The sequence below is a fragment of the Bacillus sp. FSL K6-1366 genome (assembly GCF_037976695.1).
Taxonomy (GTDB): domain Bacteria; phylum Bacillota; class Bacilli; order Bacillales; family Bacillaceae; genus Bacillus; species Bacillus subtilis.
In genome coordinates this window covers 2,402,053-2,424,572 of the sequence record NZ_CP150268.1, presented here as the reverse complement: position 1 = coordinate 2,424,572, position 22,520 = coordinate 2,402,053, and the positions used below count along the sequence as shown (strand labels likewise).

The following is a 22,520-nucleotide window of genomic DNA, read 5'->3' as shown; positions in this document are numbered from 1 at the left end:
TATTATATAAATTTTATAGGAGAAAGAAAAACATCAGCGGGGTCATTCTTTTGAAAACAAGAACCCCGTTCCGTTATCATTTGTATGCAGCTCATAAGTAATCGCAAGCAGCCTGCATGTATCCTCAATAATCTTTAACCCAAGTCCCTCACTGCCCTCATTCCGATCAAATCCAATACCGTCATCACGAATAAAAACATTGTCATGTTCAATCGTGACTTCCATCTTTTCAGCTTTTGAATGCTTTAACGTATTTTGAAAAATATTATCAAACAGCCTTTGCATCCATAACGCGTTGCTCATCCATATCACATCTTGATCTGCCGGCTTATAGTGCAGCTCAATCCCACTCATACTGTATAAATAATCCCACTTTTTCACCGCTGTTTCTAATAGCTCGTTTAGACGCACTTCTTCATTTACAATATAAGAGCTTTCCAGCGTCTCAGCGGAATATAGATTGAATTCATTGGTTAATTCCGAGATATATTCGATTTGCTGATACAATGATTCGAATACAGCCTGACCATGACATTGATCTTCCAAATAAAATAACTGCAGCCTGAGAGCGGTTAAAGGTGTATTAATGTCATGCCGCAGTTTTTGCAAAAGCTCCTTTTTGATTTCCTCCTGCTGTCTCAGCTCCAGTTCACGAAATGTCGTCCGTTCAATTAACAAATTGACCGACTTGATCAGTTCCCCGATTTCATCAGCACGCTTCACTTCAATTTTATCGGGCACCCTTTGATCACTCGCCAAATGCCGAATGGTTTGATTTAATAGATTGATTTTATGCAACAGAGAATGAATCGACTTTGAAAATAAAAAAGCTAACAATAAGAGTGATATCAAAAATACAACGATCATTGCCGGGTACGCAAACGACCTGTGAAAGGGCATACCATGATTCATCGGTTTAAACATGCTGTCATAAATCACCGACATCAAAACACTGACCGCCAGCAATAGCATCGGAACACTAATGACTGCCGTAAACAATAACAACTGATATTTTGTCTTGAGCTTCATTTCTTCACAACGGTATTCAGCCGATACCCTTCTCCATATATATTTTCAATCATCTCACCCGCTTGATCATTGATTTTAGCTCTGATTTTTTTAATATGCACATTGACAATATTCGGGTTTCTATCTTCGAGCTGCCATAGATATTCAAAGAAATGTTCCTTTGTCAGGATACTGTCTCTATTTTCATATAAATAAAAGAAAATTTTCCGCTCAATCGCAGTAAACAATACCTCATCATGCAGGCTTTCATTGAACACTTTTTTCGTTACCGCATCAATATACAAATGTTTGATTTGCGTAAAGGTGCCATAATGATGCTCAAGCATATTCCGCATTCTTAATAGCAGCTCTCTCGGATCAAAGGGCTTTACCATATAATCCTCGCCGATCTGCAAACCTTGAAGCTTGCTGTCCATGTCATTGCGGGCCGAGAGAAAAATAACCGGAATGCCCAGCCCCAGCTCTTTGATTTTTGCAGACATTTGATACCCGTCTTCACCCGGCAGCATCACATCCATAATGACCAAGTCCACCTTCTGAATCACCGAAAGCACATCCGCTCCATCTGTTTTCCATATCACACGATATCCCTCACGCTGCAAAATCTTTTGCAGCAATTCACCAATCATCACATCGTCTTCAACGATTAAAATATGATAACCCTTCATCCTAGCGAACCTTTCTCATAAACTCCATGGAAAGTTTATATATTTGATCAGGCTGATATAAATAAATACTGTGTGTTCCCCTCAGTTCCTTTATATCGGCTGTATTAAATTGAGTCGCAAACGCTTCATAATCTTTTCGGTTTTGTATGGCATAATTTGAATGTCTATTTTGGTCAGAGACCGCATCTAAAATCAAGACGGGAGTTTCCTTTGGCGCCGGCAGATTCACAGATTTGCTGCCGTTTTGGTAAGACTGTAAAAGCTCATGCTCCATATCTGCATTAAAAAATTGCTTAAAGTTAATGGCTTTATAGATTTCTTTTTCTTCATCAGTTAAAAACGACTGCCGAATCACCTCAGGATTATATACAGCGGAAGGCATAAACCGATGAAAACCAATCGAGGTTAACAGGTGGAACCCTCTCACTTTCAATCTGTCAACTCCGCTCAATTTATACGTGACGTACTGCTGGGGCAATCCAATATCCATCGCAATAATGGCCTTGATTTCCTTAGGATATTTCTGTGCCCAATACATCGCTTCAATCCCGGATATCGAATGAGGCATTAAAATATAAGGAGGCTTATTTCCGCTTTTCATAAGCGCTTTCCTCGTCTGTTCCAATACCGTATCAATATCTCTGTCATCGTGAGACACTTCACTGTATCCATAACCTGCCCGATCTACAACAGCAATCTTATTTTCTTTTGAAAACTTGCTGTACAGCCCCTTCATTTCATAAGCAGGCGCAGCAATCCCCGAACCGGACATAAACACAAATGTATCCTTCCCGCTTCCCTCTTGATACACATTCATCTTTTTACCGTCAACATCGACTACTGTGCCTTTACCTTTCAGCAGTGCCGCCTCCTTATTTAGCTGGAAATGGTGATAAATAAATACCGAGACGCATACAAGCAAAACCAAAGCAGCCAAGCTGACAAAAACAATTTTTAGGACTTTCCATAATGTTTTCATATGATGCTCCTTTCACGTGATACTGAAAGGATACAATATGAAAATAAATTTCTGATTAACTTTGGAACAGTTTTATTTTCACATTTGACTTTGCCCTTACGGAAAGGTGTACATTTGGAGCATAGAGGTGATCACTCGGCTATCGATCGGCGAATTTTCAAAGATATGCAAAGTATCAACAAAAACACTGCGATACTATGATGAAATCGGACTCATCCACCCAGAAGACATTAATCCTGAAATGGATATCGGAAGGTCTATCCGCAAAGTCCGAGAATTTCTTATACGCAGCCTTCTCCAACCGAGAACGACATTGAGAAGGCTACCGCTTATATCAATCTTTCACAAAACATAATTCAGGGGTATTTAATCTATTTATTCCTATTTATTCACACAACAAAGTCACCACAAAGCTTTTTTCTCTTCTTCCTGCTCGATAAACAGATAATTTTCAGGACGGGCCAAAACAGAAAAAAGTGCCAAAAGCAACTTCCAACCTCGAAGCGGACTTCCGCATCTAAACTTCAACACTTCTCCTTCCGCTAAAGTAAACCTCAAAGTTGGGCTTGTACACCAAGCAATCTTCACTTGAATAACATGCTCACCAGGCGGTAAATCAATTCGCAGCCTTCCTCCATCTTTGATAGTTCCCATCTCAGCCCCATCAATTAGCACTGAATACTCTCTCATTTTGTTGATGTACTGCGATGTCCTGCTCATTTCAATGTACGTCTTTTGATTCACGATGACACATCCTCAAAGTAATGATCTTACAGGCGAGAAGCGCTAGAACCCTTCCGCCATACCGTTATTTCCCTTCCTAGTATATTATAACTTGCTGTGCTTCAGCTCTCCGTCGGCAAAAATCCCTTTCAGCTTCAGTGTGCCTTCTACTTGAGCTTTTTAAAAAAACACCCGCTTGTATAACGAGCGGATGTTAGATCTTTCGAAATTATTGATTGATATCTTTTAGCGCTTGTTTCGGTTGCGAATTGAAAATCAGCAATGATGCAATAATGGCAATCATAACCCCTAACGCACCAACCCAGGTAATCGAGGCCAATGATACGTTTTCCACAAAAACCCCTCCTATACCTGCGCCGACCGCCATGGCGAATTGCATCATTGACTGATTCATGCTAAGCAAAACTCCTGACATTTCCGGTTCTATTGTAGCCAGGTGAAATTGCTGTGTCGGACCGGTGGACCATGCGGCAAACGACCATAATATGAGAATCACCAACACTCCGATATAGGAATGAGTAACAAGTGACAGAAGAATCAGTGTGACGATATGCAACGTCATCCCGCCAACGAGTGTAAAGGACACTCCCCATTTATCGGTGCTATATCCCCCAAACTTCGATCCAACCAAACTGGCAATTCCAAATATAAGCAAAACACCGCTGAGCAGCTTGCCATTTATACCTGAGATGTTCAAGAGATACGGTGACAAATAAGTGTAAGCAACAGAATATCCCCCGAGCCAGAAGAAAGTGATTGACAATCCCATAGCCACTTTCCGTTTCTTAAAAAGAGCAAGCTGTTGAAGCAAAGGCACAGGTTTATCCCCTTCAGTATGCGGAAGAGTAAAGAATATAACGACCATCGCGATCAATCCCAACAGAGCAATGGCACCAAATACAGACTTCCAGCCTAAAGCTACTGCTATCATTCTTCCAAGCGGAACACCTATGATTAAAGAAGCGGTAAAGCCCATCACGACCGTAGCGATGGCACTGCCCTGCTTCCCTTCCGATGCAATCTTAGCCGCAATCGTTAATGCGGTGACAACAACCACACCTGCTCCCATCGCCATAATGATCCGCGCTGCAATAAACCATCCATAACCAGGCAGTACAAAAGCCAGGACATTACCGAACACAAACAAACCTAGGGCATACATCATCAATTTGCGTCTATCCATACTCGCTGTCAATGCCATAAGTACGGGTGTAGAAAGAGCATATACAAGTGAGAAAATGGTAATAAGCTGGCCCGCGGCAGCTAAAGTGATCCCGAGAGTATGAGCAATTTGATCCAAAATTCCGGAAATGATGTACTCTGAGGTTCCAACTAAAAAGCTGACAATGGCTAAAATATAAATTTTCCAAGTGTTAGACATAAAACATTCACTCCTTAATTATTAATAAACATATCACGAATTATCGATTTGTTATTATAAAAAATAAACACATCGTAATATGTCGATATGTATGGTGTAAAAATAAACATCTTTTGATGTTTATTTTTATATCTCTGTTTTAAGAAAGTCAGCAAGTTTCCCAATGGCTTCTTCATCTCTTTTGTAATACGTGTACTTTCCGATTCGCTCCGCCTTAATTAGGCCGGCTCTTAAAAGGATGGTAAGATATTGGGAAGCCGTCGATTGCGTCATTTTCAATTTGTCTGTTATTTGACTGACACATACCCCGATTGTGTTCATATCAATCCCTTCATGGGGTGCAAAATGACGATCGGGCTCCTTCAGCCATTGCAAAATTTGCAGCCTTGATTCATTTGATAAGGCTTTGAATACTTCAATTGGTTCCATATCGATTATTATATCGTTATATTCCGATATGTCAATCCGTTTTTTGGATATATTTAATTAAAGGTTTATCTCTGACTAATTCCGTGAAATGAAACTGAAGACAGCATATCAATTTTGTTCACCGCTTAAATTTATCATCAAGCTTTACGAAATTGGTCTCATAATCATGTCACTAAACACTTGGGGGAACCTGGCAGGTGACAAGGATGTTTTCAATTAAAATGAATTTAGTATTGTTCAAGTGACTAAGTACAAGCATCAAATTCATGTATTTAAAATAGATGTAAAAAAACATCCGCTCATAACAACAGCGGATGTTAGATCTTTCGACAGGAATAACAAAACAGTATACTATGAATTGACATCTCTTTATGTCCGCTTAGGATATGAATAAAAGTTATCAATGATGCCATAATTGTAAAACAAAAGAAGCGGCAGTTCATTATGTTCAATTCACAACAGATTCCATACCGTCAAAACATTTTAATTTCTTTAGATTATAAGATCTTTTCCAAATTTTTCTCTAGATCATTACATAATTTAAATACCATCACTCGTTCACCTGTCCGGGAGCTTAAATCAGTATGAAAACTTTTCACTTTTTCTCCGGTTATTTTAAGGATAATATCCTTAAGGCCATCTATACCTGATTCGACTAACTCCGAACGAGTTTGTTTGATAGATAACATACCCTCTTTTGATCCACAAACTACATATTCGGCTGGTGTTAAAATCCCTTTTAAATTGACGATGATCATGTCCCGCAGTATATCAGTCTTAACAGATACAGACCCCCGCCCAAGATAATCCTTCTCCCATTGAGTAATGGACTTACTGATCTCTGATTCAATAGAACCCTTAGACTTTTTCATATCTAATACATCTCCTGAGCAAAAAAATTGGCATATTCTATTTGTGATTTCGTCTCATTAATATTCTCTTACAACATATCCTTCATATACACCTTCAATATCCAAATCAGTTTTACCGTTTCTTGTGACCACTATCATTTTGGATAACATATTTTCTTCCATCATAGAGTGGACATGCAAAAATCGAACGTTTCCTGAATGGGTTTCCTCAACTTCTTCATAAGATTTTAGATGATAAAAATCAATTGCTTTTCTAATTAGTTTTTTCATACATTCCATATTTTCACGATCAAACGAGTTCATTTCCTCTATTGTTTTCGTGACAAAATCAGTTAAATTAGCGCTCATACAATCTCCTTAGAACTGCTTTCTCCATATATGGGTGCGTTAGAAGTTGAACCTGCATTTCATCATGACAAGCAATGATCAGGTAAGGCTTGACCTGTTTTAATAGCTGGATCCTCCACAATTGAGGGTTCTCCATCCTTATGATGAACGAATAAACCTCTAACTTTAACATATGACGGCACTAGGGGGTGATGTCGAATCATATCAACACTTTTTTCAATGGTGTCACTGCTATTTTCATTTAGCCATTCATCGACCGTACCACCTAAAAATTCAGGCTTGCAATTTTGAAAAAGATAATCCAATGTTTGTATTTTATCTTTCATTGTTTCAAGTTGAGTTAGTCCATTACCTGCGGAAGTCTTCTTATCTTTTGTTCCTACTACAAAAATCTCCTCAACATCTTCCTGGTAAATCGCAAAAATAACAGACCTCATGATTTCTCCATAAGGATGTGAAATACCGGCACCATAGCTTTGTATAGTCAACATATTCTCTGCAGAAGTGTTAGTCGCTTCTTGTAAAATAGGCTCCAAACCGTTTTCAATATCCGTCAAAAATAATACTTTTTTATTTTGGTTTACATTCATACAGCACACCTCTTCCTTATGTTTATCATTTTTATTTTGAATAACAAATCCATTTGATAAATGCTTAGATTCATCATTACCAGCTTTCCCAACATCCTTCTGGATCAAGACTAGCCAGTCGGACCCATCCATTTTGAACTTTTTGCAGAAATGCTGAATCATTATTTAATAACCGTTCTACATATTCTCTAGGTGCTTGGATGAGTATCAATAAACGAAGAGGAGAATGATAGGCCTCGTGATCTGATTCCATGACGGATTGCCAAGGCAGTCCGGCTAACAAGTCGCTTGCATTCCCCTGCATAACGCCGAGACCTGCAGTAACGGTTTGAGTTGCTTTATTTCCGCTGCCATAATAATGAGGTGCTACCGTTGATGCGTAATATTGTAAATTAATCCATTGGGCTACAGTTCCAGGTCCTGCAATAATATTTGCTAGGAGTTCACCGCTTTCATCCTGCTTCCAATCATAATTATGGAGAAAGGCTCTGCCTTCCAAATCACAATCCTGAGTTAGTTCACGTTTACCGATAATAAAAGCGGCATTACGAGCCAGTCCCCATTCCGGACGTATCTCACTCCAATCTTCCGCAAATCGGTTTGCCTCAGCCTTCGGATTTTTTAGCTTCGATTGGAAATTCGGTAATTGGGCTAGACGTTCTGCGTTTACATGATGTCTCACTTTCGGCATAACGGCTTCAATTTGTTCAAATGCTTCTTGTGCAGCTTCGGAAAGCTCTGGTACATAAAGCCAATGTAATTCATCTACTGTTGTATTATGTTCAGCTGCTGCAAAAACCGTATCCTCAGGAATTTTAATTCCTTCAGCTAAAAGAGCTTCTCGTACCTCTGATAGATTACATAAAGCAGCTAAAACTCTTGCATTGAATCCACCGGCCGCTCCACCGCAGGCACCACAATCAAGGGCTGCAGAATAAGGATTATTAGTGCTTTGACTGCCATGCCCGCAAATTACGACCAATGGTGCGATGTTCTCTGTTAACCCCATCATTTTTAATGCTTGGCGAGCATAGTTCACTTTTTCTTCATCAGTAAAACCCACAGGTATTTCTGCCTCTGTAGCATCATGATGAAGCGAGAGTTTTGTATCAGGTTTGCGTAACCAAGCCTCACGGAGATTACGAATGAAACGACCCGCCTTTCTTGGCACAAAGCTACGGGCTGCCATTTGCAGAGTAAGCCAAGGTCCGCTTAGCTCAGGCAGTAGTAAGCTCGAAAGCGCATTCTGCTTCATCGTTTTAAAGGTATGGCTTAAAGAATGAATTGCTTGCTTCCGTTGATTGTATTTTTTGAATACATCCTCATCTGCGAACTCTTTTATTTTATTTTGCGGTTTTTGTATGATCGGCAAGGAAGCATGACTGTGTTTACTGCCAAGTTCACAAGTTGCAATTGGCACCCCGAAGAAACCAGCAATACCAATCGTTTCAAACGGGCCTTCTTTTTCTAGTTGACGACGAAAAGGTTCTGATCGTACATCGATGCAGAATGCTAATTGAGCTAATGCAGATTTTTCACGGCCGGTTTCACGTTGTTTCGAGATGATCTTCTGGCTTAATCGGTCAGTGTACGTTTGTTCCCAAGCTTCTAACCAAAGTTTCTTGCGAAGTTTCTCATCAAAGCTGTAGGCAAATGATAAATATTCGTTTTGTTCAATGGCCGTCATCTGTGACCATTCTTCTAATGTAAGCCCACCCCAATGAATCCAAGCTGCTATAAGGGGAGCAATTGAAATTGTTTTCTTAGATCGTTCATTAGTCAAAGGTAAATATGGCTTTATAAGAGCCCACTCCATGGATATTCGAACCGCTAAATATTCTGTTAGGAGTGCATGTTCGTGGCTCGATTGTTGGGAGCGCCAAAGCATCATCCCTGCCCATCCAGGTAATGAAAGTAAATGACCTTCAAGATAAGTCTGGATTTCTGACTTTGGGATTTCTAGTGCGAATAAAGCTTTCTGTAAAGCCAAATGTGCCTCTTTCGGCCAACCCTTTACCCTTTCTCGCTGCTTTTTGCTAAGTGCTGGATCATATTGAATGAGATGCTGCCAAGCACGATAGAAACCTTCCTCACGATTAGGCATTGTCCAGCCTGCTTGAGAGTCATCAAGATATAATTTACTCCACTTAATGACATGATGATCTAGTATATTGACTAGCCTTTCACCATCTTGATTCTCTATATGCGAACTTAGTGGCTGCATAAACACATTCTCGATATGATCCAATCCACTACATTCACCTACTAATTTCTCCAGCTCATGTGATGATAAAAGGTCGGAAGGCAGGGGATCTAACTTTAATGCAGCATGACAAAATCGCTCTGCCACGTCCCGTGGGATGTGATAGGAATGTGAATCAAGCCAACGCTGCAGCCCCATTTCCACAAAATCTTCATCAATCTCACCATTATTCTTTGCTGAACGGATCATAGACGCACTAGGGTATATATCAACATCACGAGTGTTTTTCAACCAACTTGCAACCTGATCAAAAGGTTGGTTTTCAAGTCCCATCCACGGATTACGTGCAGCAAATGTAGAAATAGGCCAAAGTGGCGCAATCACTCGGCTGGCAGATGTAATGAAAACGTTAAGATCCCTTTCTTGAACATCAATATCTGTATCTATCTTTTTTACATTATCTTTCGTTAATACGGATGTAATGCCCATCTCAGATTAGCTCCTTATGAAATATATTGTTTAAGGTAGTCTGGGTGACTCTCTACTGACTTTGGTTTTGCTTCACCTAATCGAACTAACCAAAGATAGAGTACCGCGAAAAAAACGGAAGAACGATGACGAGCAACCCACGTACCTAAAGCACTGCCAAATAGTAAGAGACATACGACAATCATGACAGCTGACATTGGAGGTTGAACACTTTGAAAAATGGTTGTATGCAGCCACTTATAGAAAAGGTTATGAATGATAAAATATACGAGGGCTGCTCCTCCTAAAACAGTTAAGCCGGCAATTCGGCCAATTCGGCCCTCTCCAAAAGCGACAAGCTGAGTCCAAGAAACGGACAATGACCACCCTAAGATCAGCGCACTTATTAAGTGATACCCGTCTCCAGGAGCAGTGAGCCAAAAAGCAACACCTATAACTAAGGATAAAATCCGACCAGCCATGACCCATAAATAGGATGTTCTTTCATTAGTGCGAGCCGATACTTCATGACGCCCTACTGCTGAACCAGCTTGTAGAAACAACGTAGCTTTGAATAAACCATGTAAAATAAGATGAATAATGGCTGCTATATAGGCGCCTAATGCACACTGAATGAGCATAAACCCCATTTGTCCAATCGTGGAGCCTACTAACTGGCGTTTATAATCAACCTGGACTAAACTAATTCCAGTTCCAATCAATACAGAAATGCCAGCAAGCAGAAGTAAGATAATCGAAGCGATACCACCATGAAATAGAGGTGAAAATCGAGTTAGTATTATTCCTCCAGCATTTACTAAACCTGCATGCATAATTGCAGAAACTGGGGTTGGAGCAACAATAGACTCAACCAACCATCTTTGGAACGGCCATTGACCTGCAGGAATGATCACCGCCAGTACAATCAATAGCTGAATCCCTGTTCTCTCCCATTCTCCCAGCCCAGCTATACTTTCATTTGTTACAACCAATGATAGCTGCCATTGACCTGTGGCATGAAAAAGCCACATCATCGCAAAAAACAAAGAAAACCAACTTAACAAAAATAACCGGCCAGAAATTTTGGCTGCTTCACTAGCCACTTGCCAAGCACTGTTTAACCTAATAAGTAAGGTTAATCCAACAAGAGTCGCTCCCCAAAATAGAACCATCAAGCGGAGATCACCACTTAACCATGTCATAGAAGCAGCACCTGTTGTGAAAGTAAAAAGCGCAAAATATTTTCGATAAGATTGATCCCCCATTAAGTAACGTACAGAAAAACGCTGAATGATGAATCCAATTGCAAGAACAAAGAAAGTCATTAAACAAGCTAAGGAATCTAAGTGCCAAGGGCCAACATTTCCACTCACACCACTATTGGCAAGAATCAGTAAGGAAACCAAAAGTGGTAAAGCCAAGATCCCAATATGAATGCGAACAAAACTCAAGGGTACTCGCGGATGTAAAAACAATAGTCCACTAATCCCAGAAGCCATAAGCATAATAAAAAATAATGTTAATAATGATGACAAACTCAGCGAAACTAACATTCTAAATTCTCCCTTTTTTAAAACTCATTATTGGTCAAAAGACCTTTCAATCAGATCATATTTGTCTATTATTTATTTCAATTTTTATTTATCTCTATTTTTTTCCAACAAAAAAGCCGACAACTTCAAAATTTCAATGATTATGTTAGATCATTGAATCCTGAAAATTGTCGGCTTCACTTCAACTAACTTCAGCGAAGTTTTTTGAAGTGCTACCTTATTATTGGTCTTTACTTTATGCTATGTTTTCATTTCCTTTAATATAGTCCTGATTATCAAATAAATCGACTCATGTTCTCTTCCTTTTTTATTAGGATACTTTTTCATCCTATCAATATTTAAAATGAAATATGAAAAGAATGCTAAAGGCCTACATATTTTAAAAGGAAAAATAAACATCTGCATCGATTATTAAGTTACGTATAAGATATGCTAAATTTTAAAAGTTGTCAAGTTTATCAGTAAACTGGTCTTTACTTTCCTCTAAAAGAATCCAACCCATTATAGATGATTCACTTTCAATGAGGAACATCCATTTCAGATGAAGCTCGCTTTTCCAGATCGAGGAGCAGTGTCTTCATTTCAAATCCGCCCCGATAGCCAGTTAATGAGCCATTCTTTCCTATTACACGATGGCACGGTACAGTAATTAATACCGGATTAGCCCCAATAGCCGCACCTACAGCACGAACAGCTGCTGGTTTATTTATATCATTTGCAATGTCGGAATAGGATTTCGTCTGTCCATAAGGAATTTCACAAAGTGCATTCCAGACGGCTAGCTGAAATTGCGTACCGGCGTACTCAACTGGAACAGTAAAGTTTTTCCGCTTTCCTTCTAGATATTGAGTGATTTCAACAGCATAGGGTTCAAGCTTATCATCATCTTCAACAAGAAGACTTCCTGGAAAGCGTTTCTTAGCCCATTCGAACAATTCCTCGATTGGTTTGTTCTGTGAACCTACAAACACAAGCCCCTTTAAAGTTGAAGCAATATAAAAATTCCAATTCTTGAACATTAGTAAAGACCAATAAAGGGTTGGTTTATTTGTTTCCATTGTACGTTTCCTCCATTTTACTCATTTGACGAAATTGTGCTGGTGTCTGTCCAGTTTTCTTTTTAAATAAAGTAATAAAATAAGGCGCGTTAGCTATACCCACACATATAGCGATATCTCCAATCGATTTATTTGTCTGAATCAAATACTTTTTAGCCGCGTGTACTCTAACTTGTTGTATATACTCAACCAGCGTAATGCCTTTAATCTTTTTAAATGTTCGATGCATATGATACGGACTCCCATGACAAATATCTGCTAACGATTCTAGCGTTAATTTTTCTGTGAAATTTTTATCAATGTATTCAGTAATTAAATCAACCCACTCGCTATCAGGCATTTTTTCATTAGTGGGCTTGCAACGTTTACAAGGGCGAAAATTTGCGCGGAGAGCTTGTTCTGCGTTTGGAAAAATGCATACATTTTCTTTTTTCGGAACGCGAGATTTACAGGATGGTTTACAGAATATCCCTGTCGATTTTACAGCGTAGAAAAATTGATTATTGTACGCTGCATCATTATTTATAATGGCTTGCCACTTTTCATCTGTTATCATTTCTGCATCATTCGAAATTCTATGCTCATGGCTCTCTTTATGTCCGTTATTGATACTATCCGGCATTTATCTCACCTCTCCTTACAATGCTCATCTAATTCAGTTTGAATTGAATCCCAATTTAAATTTTCGACACGCGTTTTTTATATCTTGGGCCATTTTTATCTACTCCCGTTTAGCATTCTTGATAACTACACTATAACCTCATAAATAGAAAAAAATAAGGTGGTTAGAATGTAATAGCAAGATAACAAAATGAGTAAAGATGATTATGTGATAAACTAATTTCAACCAGCGTGAGTTTTCTTATAATTATTTAAGATAAGGAGAATGAAAAAGTGACATGGCATGAAGTCAATGATGTTATCGTCATTACATTACCTGAAACATTCGACATGAATGCGAACCTAGGCTACCTAACCAGGGAAAAAAATGAATGCATGTATGAAATAGAAAACAATATCATTACAAAAGTTATAGCCATTGGGGAAATTCGGTCCTTAGTGCAGGTAAGCGTAATCAATAATAAACAAATGATTGTTCAATTCCTAAACGATTCTAGACCTGTTGAGCAGTGGAAACGGGAAGAGATTGTAAAATATATTCATGAATGGTTTGATCTTGATAACGATTTAACTCCATTTTATGAAATGGCAAAAGCAGATCCATTACTTAAAATGCCTGCCCGAAAATTTTATGGGTTGCGAGTGATCGGCATTCCCGATTTATTTGAAGCTTTATGTTGGGGAGTTTTAGGGCAACAAATTAACTTAGCCTTCGCGTACTCCTTAAAGAAGCAATTTGTAGAAGCATTTGGCGATTCTATTGAATGGAATGGTAAAAAGTATTGGGTGTTCCCACCGTACGAACGAATTGCACGGTTAACCCCTACCGACCTGGCAGATATTAAAATGACGGTAAAAAAAAGTGAATATATCATTGGAATAGCCAGATTAATGGCAAGTGGAGAATTATCGAGGGAAAAATTAATGAAAATGAACTTTAAAGATGCTGAAAAAAACTTAATTAAAATACGAGGAATCGGTCCTTGGACAGCCAATTATGTTCTAATGCGCTGCCTTAGGTTCCCGACAGCTTTTCCAATCGATGATGTGTGTCTAATTCGTTCGATAAAAATATTACGTAATATGAATCGAAAGCCTACGAAAGATGAAATCTTAGAAATATCGTTTTCATGGAAAAAATGGGAGTCATACGCTACCTTTTATTTATGGCGTGTCCTTTACTGAATCATTTCAACTTAAACCGGAATGTACTCAATAAAAAAAGGATGAACTTTAAAACCTAATCTCACAAGTACATTGTAAGTGCGACTTCTAGAATTCTTTTGCCTTTATTAATTGACAATAAAAAAACACGTTATCATTCCAATAGGCTCTCCGGTTTTCGGATTTCTAGCATGCTTTATTCCAACTGCTATCAAAAGCGTATCATAATGAGGAACTGCTCTCTTATATCTGTATTAACATTAGAAAACTCAGTTAGGCAAAAGTCTTAATGCCTTTTAACCTGATTGACCGACCTAATGTGGAAACATCTTAAATCTATAGCCATGGCCGATAGATAGTCGAGTCCTGTAGCATCACCTTCTTTAATCCATTTTTCCACTGTAGACGTTCTTTCTCTTTTGGACATAAAAACACCCCTTTAGACAATCTTATCCAAAGGGGTTAAACATTTATTACTCCACAGTAACACTCTTCGCAAGGTTACGCGGTTTATCAACATCACAGCCGCGATGCAGTGCAGCATAGTAAGCGATCAGCTGCAATGGAACAACAGATACCAACGGAGCAAGTGCTGGGTTTACTTCCGGCAGTACGAATCTGTCATCCGCATCGTCTAGGCCTTTCAGTGAGATGATGCATGTGTTTGCTCCGCGAGCGGCAACTTCTTTGACGTTTCCGCGGATGCTTAGGTTTACGTGCTCTTGAGTTGCCAGTGCGAATACTGGTGTTCCTTGTTCGATCAAGGCAATCGTTCCGTGCTTTAGCTCACCGCCGGCAAAACCTTCTGCCTGGATGTAAGAAATCTCTTTCAGCTTCAGTGCGCCTTCGACACATACGAAGTAGTCAAGGCCGCGTCCGATGAAGAAAGCATTTCTGGATACAGTCAGGTATTCACGGGCGATCATTTCCATTTCGTCTTTCTGGTCGCATAGAGCTTCCATTGCGTTTGCAGCGATACCGAGTTCTTTGACGAGGTCAAATCCGATATCGATGCCGTTTTTGTCAGCAGCCACAGAAGCAAGAACCGCAAGAACTGCAATTTGTGCAGTGTATGCTTTCGTTGACGCAACAGCGATCTCAGGGCCTGCATGAAGCAGCAATGTATAGTCAGCTTCACGAGAAAGCGTTGATCCAGGTACGTTTGTGATTGTCAGGGCTTTGTGTCCGAGTGCTTTGACTTGAACGAGAACCGCGCGGCTGTCTGCTGTTTCTCCGCTTTGAGAAAGGAAAATGAAGAGCGGTTTCTTAGACAGAAGCGGCATGTTGTAGGAGAATTCACTCGCTACATGCACTTCAACCGGCACGTTTGCCCACATTTCAATATATTGTTTACCGACAAGTCCTGCATGGTAGCTTGTTCCGCAGCCAATGATATAGATGCGGTCCGCTTCCGCTACAGCGGCAGCGATATCACCAGGCACAGACAGCTTGCCGTTTTCATCTTGATACGTTTGGATGATTTTGCGCATAACAACAGGCTGCTCATCCGTTTCTTTCAACATGTAGTGAGGGTACGTGCCTTTTTCGATATCACTGGCATCAAGCTCAGCAATATAAGACGCACGTGTAATCACGTCACCATCAAGGTTTTTGATGACAACTTGGTCATCAGTGACGATAACCATTTCTTTATCCATCAGCTCAACATATTCGTTGGTTACTTGAAGCATCGCCATTGCATCAGATGCTACGACGTTGAATGTATCTCCAAGACCTACTAATAGAGGGCTTTTGTTTTTCGCTACAAAAATCGTTTCTCTGTTGTCGTTATCGAATAAAGCAATTGCATAAGAGCCTTTTAACAGTGTAAGTGTTTTGCGGAACGCTTCTTCTGTCTCAAGTCCTCCATTGACGAATTGCTCGATTACTTGAACGACTACTTCTGTATCGGTGTCACTTTTGAGCTCTACATCTTGCAAATACTCTTGCTTCAGCTGAACATAGTTCTCGATCACGCCGTTATGAACAAGTGTAAAGCGGCCCAGTGCGCTTTGATGCGGGTGAGCGTTCAGATAGCTTGGTTCGCCGTGTGTCGCCCAGCGAGTATGCCCAATTCCGGCTTTCGCTTCTACATTGGCATCCACAACTTCACGAAGATCTGCAATGCGTCCTTTTTCTTTGAACACATGGATTCCCTGTTCGTTGGCAACAGCAATACCAGCAGAGTCATAACCGCGATACTCAAGCTTTTCTAACCCTTTTAATAAAATTTCCTTCGCATCAAGCTGACCGATATAACCTACGATTCCACACATATTTTTCTTCCTCCTAAGATTGTAAAAGGAGACGAAGAAAGTCAAATTTCAAGGGGACTTTCAATCGTCCCCTCCTACATGTTTTTTGGAAGATCATGTGATTTCTCTTTGTTCAAGGAGTCACCCCCTTGGTTTGAAGAAATCCTTACGGCTGTGATCTGCACACTCAGCCGGGAGGCATCCGCCGAAAATTCGATAACCTCCATCCTCGTCAACTAAGCCTTTTTCCGGGCGCTTAGTTCGGGCGCTATAATTATAGGTAAAGCAATAATCCCGTCTTCTTTTCCTATTGAGAAAATAAGAACAAGACAAGCTTGATTTTACAACATGTGGCATAAACGGTCAATTGTTTTTTAAACAACTTTGCCGTATGTCTCACAATTATCTTATGTAAACCTCGCTTGTCTTGTTCACTCTCTGATAATAGACTTCGTTACTCTAATCCCATTTCTGACCGGACGACTTCAACAATGCGATTGACATACTCATCGCACAGCTCTTTCGTCTTCGCTTCAGCCATGACACGGACGAGCGGTTCAGTTCCTGAAGGGCGCACCAAAATCCGGCCGTCGCCGTTCATTTCTTTTTCAACTTCAGAAATAACTGCTTTTACTTTTTCATTTTCTTCAACTTTATATTTATCAGTCACTCTCACATTGACTAACAGCTGCGGGAACTTCTGCATTTCAGCTGCAAGCTCTGACAGTGGCTTGCCTGTGGCTTTCAAAGTGTTCATCAGCATAATAGCAGACAATAATCCGTCCCCTGTCGTGTTGTAATCAAGGAAAATAAGATGTCCTGACTGCTCTCCGCCGACGTTGTAGCCGTCTTTTTTCATTGCTTCTACTACGTAGCGGTCGCCGACAGCTGTCTGTACGCTTTTGATGCCTTCTTTTTCGAGCGCCTTATAGAAGCCGAGGTTGCTCATCACGGTTGAAACCAAAGTATCATCCTTTAAACGGCCCTCTGATTTCAGATGTTTTGAGCATATGTACATGATTTGGTCGCCGTCTACAATATTTCCTTTTTCATCGACAGCAATCAGGCGGTCGCCGTCACCGTCGAACGCAAGACCAAGATCCGCGTTTTTCTCTTTGACAAACGCGCTGAGCGCTTCGGGATGAGTCGAACCGACGCCGTCATTAATGTTTAATCCGTTCGGGGAAGTCCCCATTGTAGAAACATCTGCATCTAAATCAGCAAACAGGTGTGTCGCCAAGGATGACGTTGCGCCATTGGCACAGTCCAATGCCACATGAATGCCTGTGAAATCTTCATCAGCTGTCTGTTTTAAGAATTGCAGATATTTTTGTCCGCCTTCAAAATAATCGTTTACAAGTCCAAGGTCTGCTCCGACAGGTCTTGGCAGCTTATCCTCAGGTTCGTCCATCAGGCGCTCAATTTCAGCCTCTTGTTCATCAGAAAGCTTAAATCCATCTCCCCCAAAGAATTTGATGCCGTTATCCTGCACTGGGTTATGAGAAGCGGAAATCATGACGCCCGCCTCTGCATCCATCGCTTTTGTCAAATAAGATACACCTGGTGTAGAAATGACACCCAGGCGCATGACTTCTGCGCCAATGGATAAAAGTCCGGCGACAAGGGCTCCCTCCAGCATATGGCCGGAGATGCGTGTATCGCGGCCTATCAGCACTTTTGGACGTTGTTTGTCTTTTGTCAGCACATAACCGCCGAAACGTCCGACTTTAAAGGCCAGCTCAGGTGTAAGCTCACTATTGGCGACACCTCTTACACCGTCTGTTCCAAAATACTTGCCCATTTTATAATCGCTCCTTTTTTATTCCGATGAGGATTGTGAATTCGCAGTGGATTCATCCTCATCCTGATCTTGGTTTTGATCTTTATTTTCGTCTTGGTTTTGATCGTTGTTGTTTTTATCAGTGTTCTTTGTATCTTCTTGCTGATTGTTCTTTTGATCATTTGTTTGTTTATCTGTGTCATCCTGGTTCCCTGATGTATTGCTGCTGTTATCATTCGTTGATGTATTGCTTTTCTTAGACGTCAGCTTGATTTTGGCGTTTTTCCGCCCCAAGGACCAAGTTACATTCTGTGGCCCGTTCACTTCAAGCTTCACGCTATGCTCCCCGTCCTCTAAATCTGAAACATTCACATACAATTCAATATCTGATTTTTTCAGCTTTTTTATATTCGTGGGAGAGCCTTTAGCCGTTACATCTATCGCTTGTGATTCAGGATCAAGAAATTCAATGTTTTGTGAGCTGCTCAGCCCTACAGTCTTGATAGGGACATTCTCGAACTTCTGATCCGCTTCACTATCGACTTCTATATGCAAAGTCACCTTTGACGGTGAGATTTTTTTGACACCGTCAGGAAGCGGAATATCTGCCTCGATATCGGAATCCTTGTTAATTTTACTTAAATCTAAGCTGACGCCGTCAATAAATTCAAGAGAATCCAACACATCCTGTGAGCCGTAAACCGTTACCTCACTGGGGCTGGATTCAATATTCGCTATGCTGACACCGTCAGGAAGGCTTCCTGTCCGTTCAATTTTAAAGGGCACTTTTTTACTCGGGCTTGTCACCGGAACGGTAATCTTGATGACCGAGGGCTCCACGTCGACAGGAAGCGCGTTTCCGTCTTTATCATAGACAGTCACTTTCGCTTCCTTTTCAATCGTTTCATCTGCGTTTTCCAAATTCACTGAAGCTTTTACAAGAGAAATATTATCGATGACATTTTTCGATCCGGTAATCTGCACATTTTTCGGACTGACAATCGGCTGCTCCGGAGAATAGCCTTTTTTCATCTTGCTTTTGTTGTAGTACTCCACTTCTACGGGAAAACTTTTGGTCGTCCGTTCCTGAATGGTCACTGTCGTAACAGACGGATTAATTGAGATTGTCAGCCCATCCGACACGTTTTTGGCCTTAAGCTCAACCTTATGTGTGCCGGTTTTCAAATGTTCCATATCAGCATATATTTCAAAGTTTTTGGTCTGCCGAGCCTTTTTCACGGCGCTTGTCGAGCCTTTTATCGTGACATTAACTGTTTGCGGAACACCCGTCACGACGTAATTTTCATCATCATAATACGCTTTAACCGGAATATCAGTCAGAGTTGCTTCATCAGTTGTTGATGTCGGAAAGAAAGATTCACCCGGTTTTTTCGGAGTCGGTGCTTGGTTGCTGTTAACCGCCACATAAAGCAAGAGCGCGAAAAGCAGAGCAATGATTTTCACAGCCCAGCGGTTGTTTAAGAATTTATCCATTTTTCTTGCCCCTCCAATACCAGCGGTTAGAAGAAGTGTCTCTGGTGTTTTTCTTAAACTCGGCTTCAAGCATTTCTTTCAGCGCTTCTTCCGTAAGCTCTCTGTGAAGGTCGCCGTTCTTTGCCACACTGACGCCGCCGGTCTCTTCAGACACAATAATCGTCAAACTGTCTGTTACTTCACTGATACCGACAGCCGCTCTGTGCCGCGTGCCCAGTTCTTTTGAAATAAACGGGCTCTCAGAAAGCGGCAGATAACAGGCGGCTGCGGCAATTTCATTATTTTTCATAATCACCGCACCGTCATGAAGCGGGGTGTTTGGAATAAAAATATTGATCAGCAGCTCAGAGCTGACTTTGGCATTTAGTGGTATGCCGGTCTCAATATAATCCCCCATTCCAGTATCCCGCTCAATGGTCAGCAGGGCGCCTATACGGCGTTTCGCCATATAATTGATCGCTTTTGTAATGGCCTCAATCGTTTTCTGCTGCGCTTCTTCAACAGGCGTGCCGCTCCTCGAAAAAAAGCGGCCGCGGCCTAGCTGTTCAAGCGCTCTTCTCAGCTCAGGCTGAAAAATAATAATAATTGCTAAAAATCCCCATGTTATCGCTTGGTCCATCAGCCATTGAAGTGTGCTGAGGCCCAAATATTGGCTGGCCATACGAACAAGCACGATGACTACAATTCCTTTTAACAGCTGAACCGCTTTCGTGCCGCGTATCACCATAATCAATTTATATATCACATACCAAACAAGGAGAATATCAACGGCATTGCCGAGGTACTGCAAAAAAGGGATATCCTCAAAAGCCATTTCCTCGTCCTCCAAGATTTCAGTCATTTCGTATTTTGTGTTTTACGTGTTACGCATATGTACTTTACATAGCGAGCCCATTATACCACATTTCGATTTAGCAAGTGAAATGTGCCAGCCCTCTCAGCCCGCAAAAAAAGAGCAAAGCGGCTAACGCGCTTTACTCTTCTCCGTTCGGACTGAATGCATCGAGTACACTTTTCCCCGCAGACTTCATCTTGTACCATGTCCAATCGAATAATTGATTGATTTCTTCAATCTGACCGGTGACTTGTCCAGCAGAGGCCATATATTTTTCTCCGTTTACGACGGTTACATCCCCGTCTATTTTGCCTTTAATAATCAGCTTGCCGTTTTTGACAGTGACATCACCTTTGACCGTCTCACCTTCTGGCACGGTCACAGTATGGTTATGAACCACAAGATTCGGCTGCTTGGACACGCTGAAATTGTGGTCATTATGCCAGCTGTTAAAAAAACCCCCGCCCATCAAAATGATGAATACCGCAGCAGCTGCGATAACGGGATGGGATCTGAACCATCTTTTTACAGAAGCTCTTTTCTTCTCCTTAGGCAATTTTGCCATGACATTAGCGGTAAAATCCGCGGGGGCTTCGACATGCGATGTGCTCCGTACGAGCGCTATGGATTTCTCCATCTCGTAAAAATGCTTTCTGCATTTCTCGCATGTCTCCAGATGTTCATTTAATACGTGTTCATCTTTTGGAAGGATATCTCCATCAAGATGCATATGCATAAGCTGCACAATTTGTTCAGGACAGCTCATTTCATCACCCCACTTAAAGATCCCTTAATTGTTTTCTAAGAGCCTCTCTGCCTCTGTGAATCCGCGTTTTCACAGTCCCCACAGGAATGTTTAGAATCTCCCCGATTTCAATTAATGAGAGTTCGTCAATATACTTTAATACGATGACTGTTCTGTATTTGTCAGGAAGCTTTAAAATTTTCTGCTGTATCGTGTTTGAGAGCTCCAGCGACACAACTGCATCTTCAGGCAAAACACCATCTGCGGCGATTTGAGAATACATGGTCAAGCCTTCCGTACCAGCCACCTCTGCATCGAGGTAATAATCCGGCTTCTTTTTGCGAATGCGGTCAATGGTCAAATTGGTCGCGATTCGATAAAGCCAAGTTGAAAATTTCCGGTTAATATCAAAACTGTCGATATTAACGTACGCTCTGATGAAAGCTTCCTGTGCAATATCCTCCGCCTCATGCACATTGCCAAGCATACGGTAGCAAAGCTGATAAATTTTATCTTTGTAAATATCTACGATGTCCGCAAATGCATCCTGGTCGCCTTTTTTGACTTGTTTAATTCTTTTTTTAATCATCATTTCCATATTTATCTAACCTCTGCCTTCACCGGTCTGTATGTATACGAGCTTCGTTTCAAAAGGTTTCAATTTTTTTATAAAATAAGTTTATCAAATTTTTGGCAGGGTGTAGATGGTAATTCGTGAATAAACTACCTTAACATATTTTTAAAATTATTATACAGACTGAACAGTTAGAAGTTGGAATGATTTTTCCGAAAAGAAAAAAGACACCTTTTGATCAAAGGTGTCTGTGACTGGGCTAGCTGGATTCGAACCAACGCATGACGGAGTCAAAGTCCGTTGCCTTACCGCTTGGCTATAGCCCAATAATGGTGGAGGGGGGCAGATTCGAACTGCCGAACCCTGAGGGAGCGGATTTACAGTCCGCCGCGTTTAGCCACTTCGCTACCCCTCCACATAAAATTTTGAAAAAACAGTGCCGGCAAGAGGACTTGAACCCCCAACCTACTGATTACAAGTCAGTTGCTCTACCAATTGAGCTACACCGGCAAGATGGTGGAGGATGACGGGCTCGAACCGCCGACCCTCTGCTTGTAAGGCAGATGCTCTCCCAGCTGAGCTAATCCTCCAAATGGTGACCCGTACGGGATTCGAACCCGTGTTACCGCCGTGAAAGGGCGGTGTCTTAACCGCTTGACCAACGGGCCGTTGTGTTCTCGTCGAGCTGACAAAAGTTATTATATACAGGTCACCCCCTGTTTGTAAAGAG

General features: G+C 41.0%; 21 protein-coding genes, 5 tRNA genes and 1 pseudogene. 2 read left to right on the top strand and 25 right to left on the bottom strand.

Annotation, left to right across the window (positions count from 1 at the left end; all coding sequences use genetic code 11):
• Positions 1–42 precede the first annotated feature (42 nt).
• From ybdK to MHI44_RS12805, 3 genes are read right to left on the bottom strand one after another with little or no spacing between them, the layout of a single operon-like run.
• On the bottom strand, positions 43–1,029 hold the full coding sequence (gene ybdK, locus MHI44_RS12815; RefSeq protein ID WP_339202035.1) for a two-component system sensor histidine kinase YbdK: 987 nt from the start codon (positions 1,027–1,029) through the stop codon (positions 43–45).
• On the bottom strand, positions 1,026–1,697 hold the full coding sequence (ybdJ, locus tag MHI44_RS12810) for a two-component system response regulator YbdJ (RefSeq protein ID WP_015252948.1): 672 nt from the start codon (positions 1,695–1,697) through the stop codon (positions 1,026–1,028). The genes ybdK and ybdJ overlap by 4 nt, the downstream gene beginning before the upstream one ends.
• A gap of 1 nt (position 1,698) precedes the next feature.
• Complete coding sequence (locus MHI44_RS12805; protein WP_268555786.1) at positions 1,699–2,676, bottom strand: alpha/beta hydrolase; 978 nt, start codon at positions 2,674–2,676, stop codon at positions 1,699–1,701.
• Between the two features lie 130 nt (positions 2,677–2,806).
• On the opposite strand from MHI44_RS12805, the pseudogene MHI44_RS12800 reads away from it, so the two are divergent.
• A pseudogene (locus MHI44_RS12800) lies at positions 2,807–2,959 on the top strand (MerR family DNA-binding transcriptional regulator); the annotation flags it as partial.
• A 119-nt stretch (positions 2,960–3,078) separates the two neighbouring features.
• Here the strand turns inward: MHI44_RS12800 and MHI44_RS12795 are convergent.
• From MHI44_RS12795 to adaA, 10 genes are all read right to left on the bottom strand, one after another.
• Positions 3,079–3,420, bottom strand: coding sequence for a hypothetical protein (locus MHI44_RS12795; RefSeq protein ID WP_032724785.1), 342 nt, complete (start codon positions 3,418–3,420; stop codon positions 3,079–3,081).
• A gap of 208 nt (positions 3,421–3,628) precedes the next feature.
• A complete protein-coding gene (locus MHI44_RS12790) occupies positions 3,629–4,801 on the bottom strand; it encodes an MFS transporter (protein ID WP_021481923.1) in 1,173 nt (390 codons plus the stop codon).
• A 126-nt stretch (positions 4,802–4,927) separates the two neighbouring features.
• Positions 4,928–5,230 (bottom strand): metalloregulator ArsR/SmtB family transcription factor, encoded by a 303-nt coding sequence (locus MHI44_RS12785; RefSeq protein ID WP_003234907.1) that lies wholly within the window; start codon positions 5,228–5,230, stop codon positions 4,928–4,930.
• 497 nt (positions 5,231–5,727) lie between these two features.
• On the bottom strand, positions 5,728–6,102 hold the full coding sequence (locus tag MHI44_RS12780) for a DUF2294 domain-containing protein (protein WP_015482722.1): 375 nt from the start codon (positions 6,100–6,102) through the stop codon (positions 5,728–5,730).
• A gap of 57 nt (positions 6,103–6,159) precedes the next feature.
• Positions 6,160–6,450: a DUF6407 family protein gene (locus MHI44_RS12775; protein ID WP_014475635.1), complete on the bottom strand. Its 291-nt coding sequence runs from the start codon at positions 6,448–6,450 to the stop codon at positions 6,160–6,162.
• A gap of 62 nt (positions 6,451–6,512) precedes the next feature.
• Positions 6,513–7,040 carry a carbonic anhydrase gene (locus MHI44_RS12770; protein WP_339203548.1) on the bottom strand — a complete coding sequence of 176 codons (528 nt, stop codon included), beginning with the start codon at positions 7,038–7,040 and terminating at the stop codon, positions 6,513–6,515.
• 76 nt (positions 7,041–7,116) lie between these two features.
• Positions 7,117–9,732, bottom strand: a complete 2,616-nt coding sequence (locus MHI44_RS12765; RefSeq protein ID WP_339202033.1) for a YbcC family protein — start codon at positions 9,730–9,732, stop codon at positions 7,117–7,119.
• Positions 9,733–9,746: 14 nt separating this feature from the next.
• Positions 9,747–11,264: an NADH dehydrogenase subunit 5 gene (locus MHI44_RS12760; RefSeq protein WP_339202031.1), complete on the bottom strand. Its 1,518-nt coding sequence runs from the start codon at positions 11,262–11,264 to the stop codon at positions 9,747–9,749.
• A 518-nt stretch (positions 11,265–11,782) separates the two neighbouring features.
• Positions 11,783–12,322: a methylated-DNA--[protein]-cysteine S-methyltransferase gene (gene adaB, locus MHI44_RS12755; protein ID WP_029726931.1), complete on the bottom strand. Its 540-nt coding sequence runs from the start codon at positions 12,320–12,322 to the stop codon at positions 11,783–11,785.
• Entirely contained in the window at positions 12,309–12,944 is a 636-nt protein-coding gene (gene adaA / locus MHI44_RS12750; RefSeq protein WP_014478655.1) for a bifunctional transcriptional activator/DNA repair enzyme AdaA, read from the bottom strand. Before adaA ends, adaB begins: the two co-directional genes overlap by 14 nt.
• A gap of 272 nt (positions 12,945–13,216) precedes the next feature.
• Here adaA and alkA point away from each other — a divergent pair, with 272 nt between their 5' ends.
• Positions 13,217–14,128, top strand: coding sequence for a DNA-3-methyladenine glycosidase II (alkA, locus tag MHI44_RS12745; RefSeq protein ID WP_015252960.1), 912 nt, complete (start codon positions 13,217–13,219; stop codon positions 14,126–14,128).
• Positions 14,129–14,393: 265 nt separating this feature from the next.
• On the opposite strand, the gene MHI44_RS12740 is transcribed toward alkA, so the two are convergent.
• The 12 genes from MHI44_RS12740 to MHI44_RS12685 form a co-directional block, all read right to left on the bottom strand.
• Positions 14,394–14,534: a hypothetical protein gene (locus MHI44_RS12740; RefSeq protein WP_192858156.1), complete on the bottom strand. Its 141-nt coding sequence runs from the start codon at positions 14,532–14,534 to the stop codon at positions 14,394–14,396.
• Between the two features lie 46 nt (positions 14,535–14,580).
• Positions 14,581–16,383, bottom strand: a complete 1,803-nt coding sequence (glmS, locus tag MHI44_RS12735; RefSeq protein WP_015252962.1) for a glutamine--fructose-6-phosphate transaminase (isomerizing) — start codon at positions 16,381–16,383, stop codon at positions 14,581–14,583.
• Positions 16,384–16,816: 433 nt separating this feature from the next.
• Complete coding sequence (gene glmM, locus MHI44_RS12730; protein ID WP_080528846.1) at positions 16,817–18,163, bottom strand: phosphoglucosamine mutase; 1,347 nt, start codon at positions 18,161–18,163, stop codon at positions 16,817–16,819.
• 18 nt (positions 18,164–18,181) lie between these two features.
• On the bottom strand, positions 18,182–19,636 hold the full coding sequence (gene cdaR, locus MHI44_RS12725; protein ID WP_131227045.1) for a CdaA regulatory protein CdaR: 1,455 nt from the start codon (positions 19,634–19,636) through the stop codon (positions 18,182–18,184).
• A complete protein-coding gene (cdaA, locus tag MHI44_RS12720) occupies positions 19,629–20,450 on the bottom strand; it encodes a diadenylate cyclase CdaA (RefSeq protein ID WP_003223651.1) in 822 nt (273 codons plus the stop codon). Before cdaA ends, cdaR begins: the two co-directional genes overlap by 8 nt.
• Before the next feature lie 160 nt (positions 20,451–20,610).
• Positions 20,611–21,237, bottom strand: a complete 627-nt coding sequence (gene rsiW, locus MHI44_RS12715; RefSeq protein WP_029317269.1) for an anti-sigma-W factor RsiW — start codon at positions 21,235–21,237, stop codon at positions 20,611–20,613.
• A gap of 13 nt (positions 21,238–21,250) precedes the next feature.
• Positions 21,251–21,814 (bottom strand): RNA polymerase sigma factor SigW, encoded by a 564-nt coding sequence (gene sigW, locus MHI44_RS12710; RefSeq protein ID WP_003223646.1) that lies wholly within the window; start codon positions 21,812–21,814, stop codon positions 21,251–21,253.
• Positions 21,815–22,044: 230 nt separating this feature from the next.
• Positions 22,045–22,116: transfer RNA gene (locus tag MHI44_RS12705), tRNA-Gln, on the bottom strand.
• 4 nt (positions 22,117–22,120) lie between these two features.
• Positions 22,121–22,205, bottom strand: a tRNA-Tyr gene (locus tag MHI44_RS12700).
• Between the two features lie 22 nt (positions 22,206–22,227).
• Positions 22,228–22,300, bottom strand: a tRNA-Thr gene (locus tag MHI44_RS12695).
• A gap of 4 nt (positions 22,301–22,304) precedes the next feature.
• Positions 22,305–22,380: transfer RNA gene (locus MHI44_RS12690), tRNA-Val, on the bottom strand.
• Positions 22,381–22,383: 3 nt separating this feature from the next.
• A tRNA-Glu gene (locus tag MHI44_RS12685) sits at positions 22,384–22,458 on the bottom strand.
• Between the last annotated feature and the right edge of the window lie 62 nt (positions 22,459–22,520).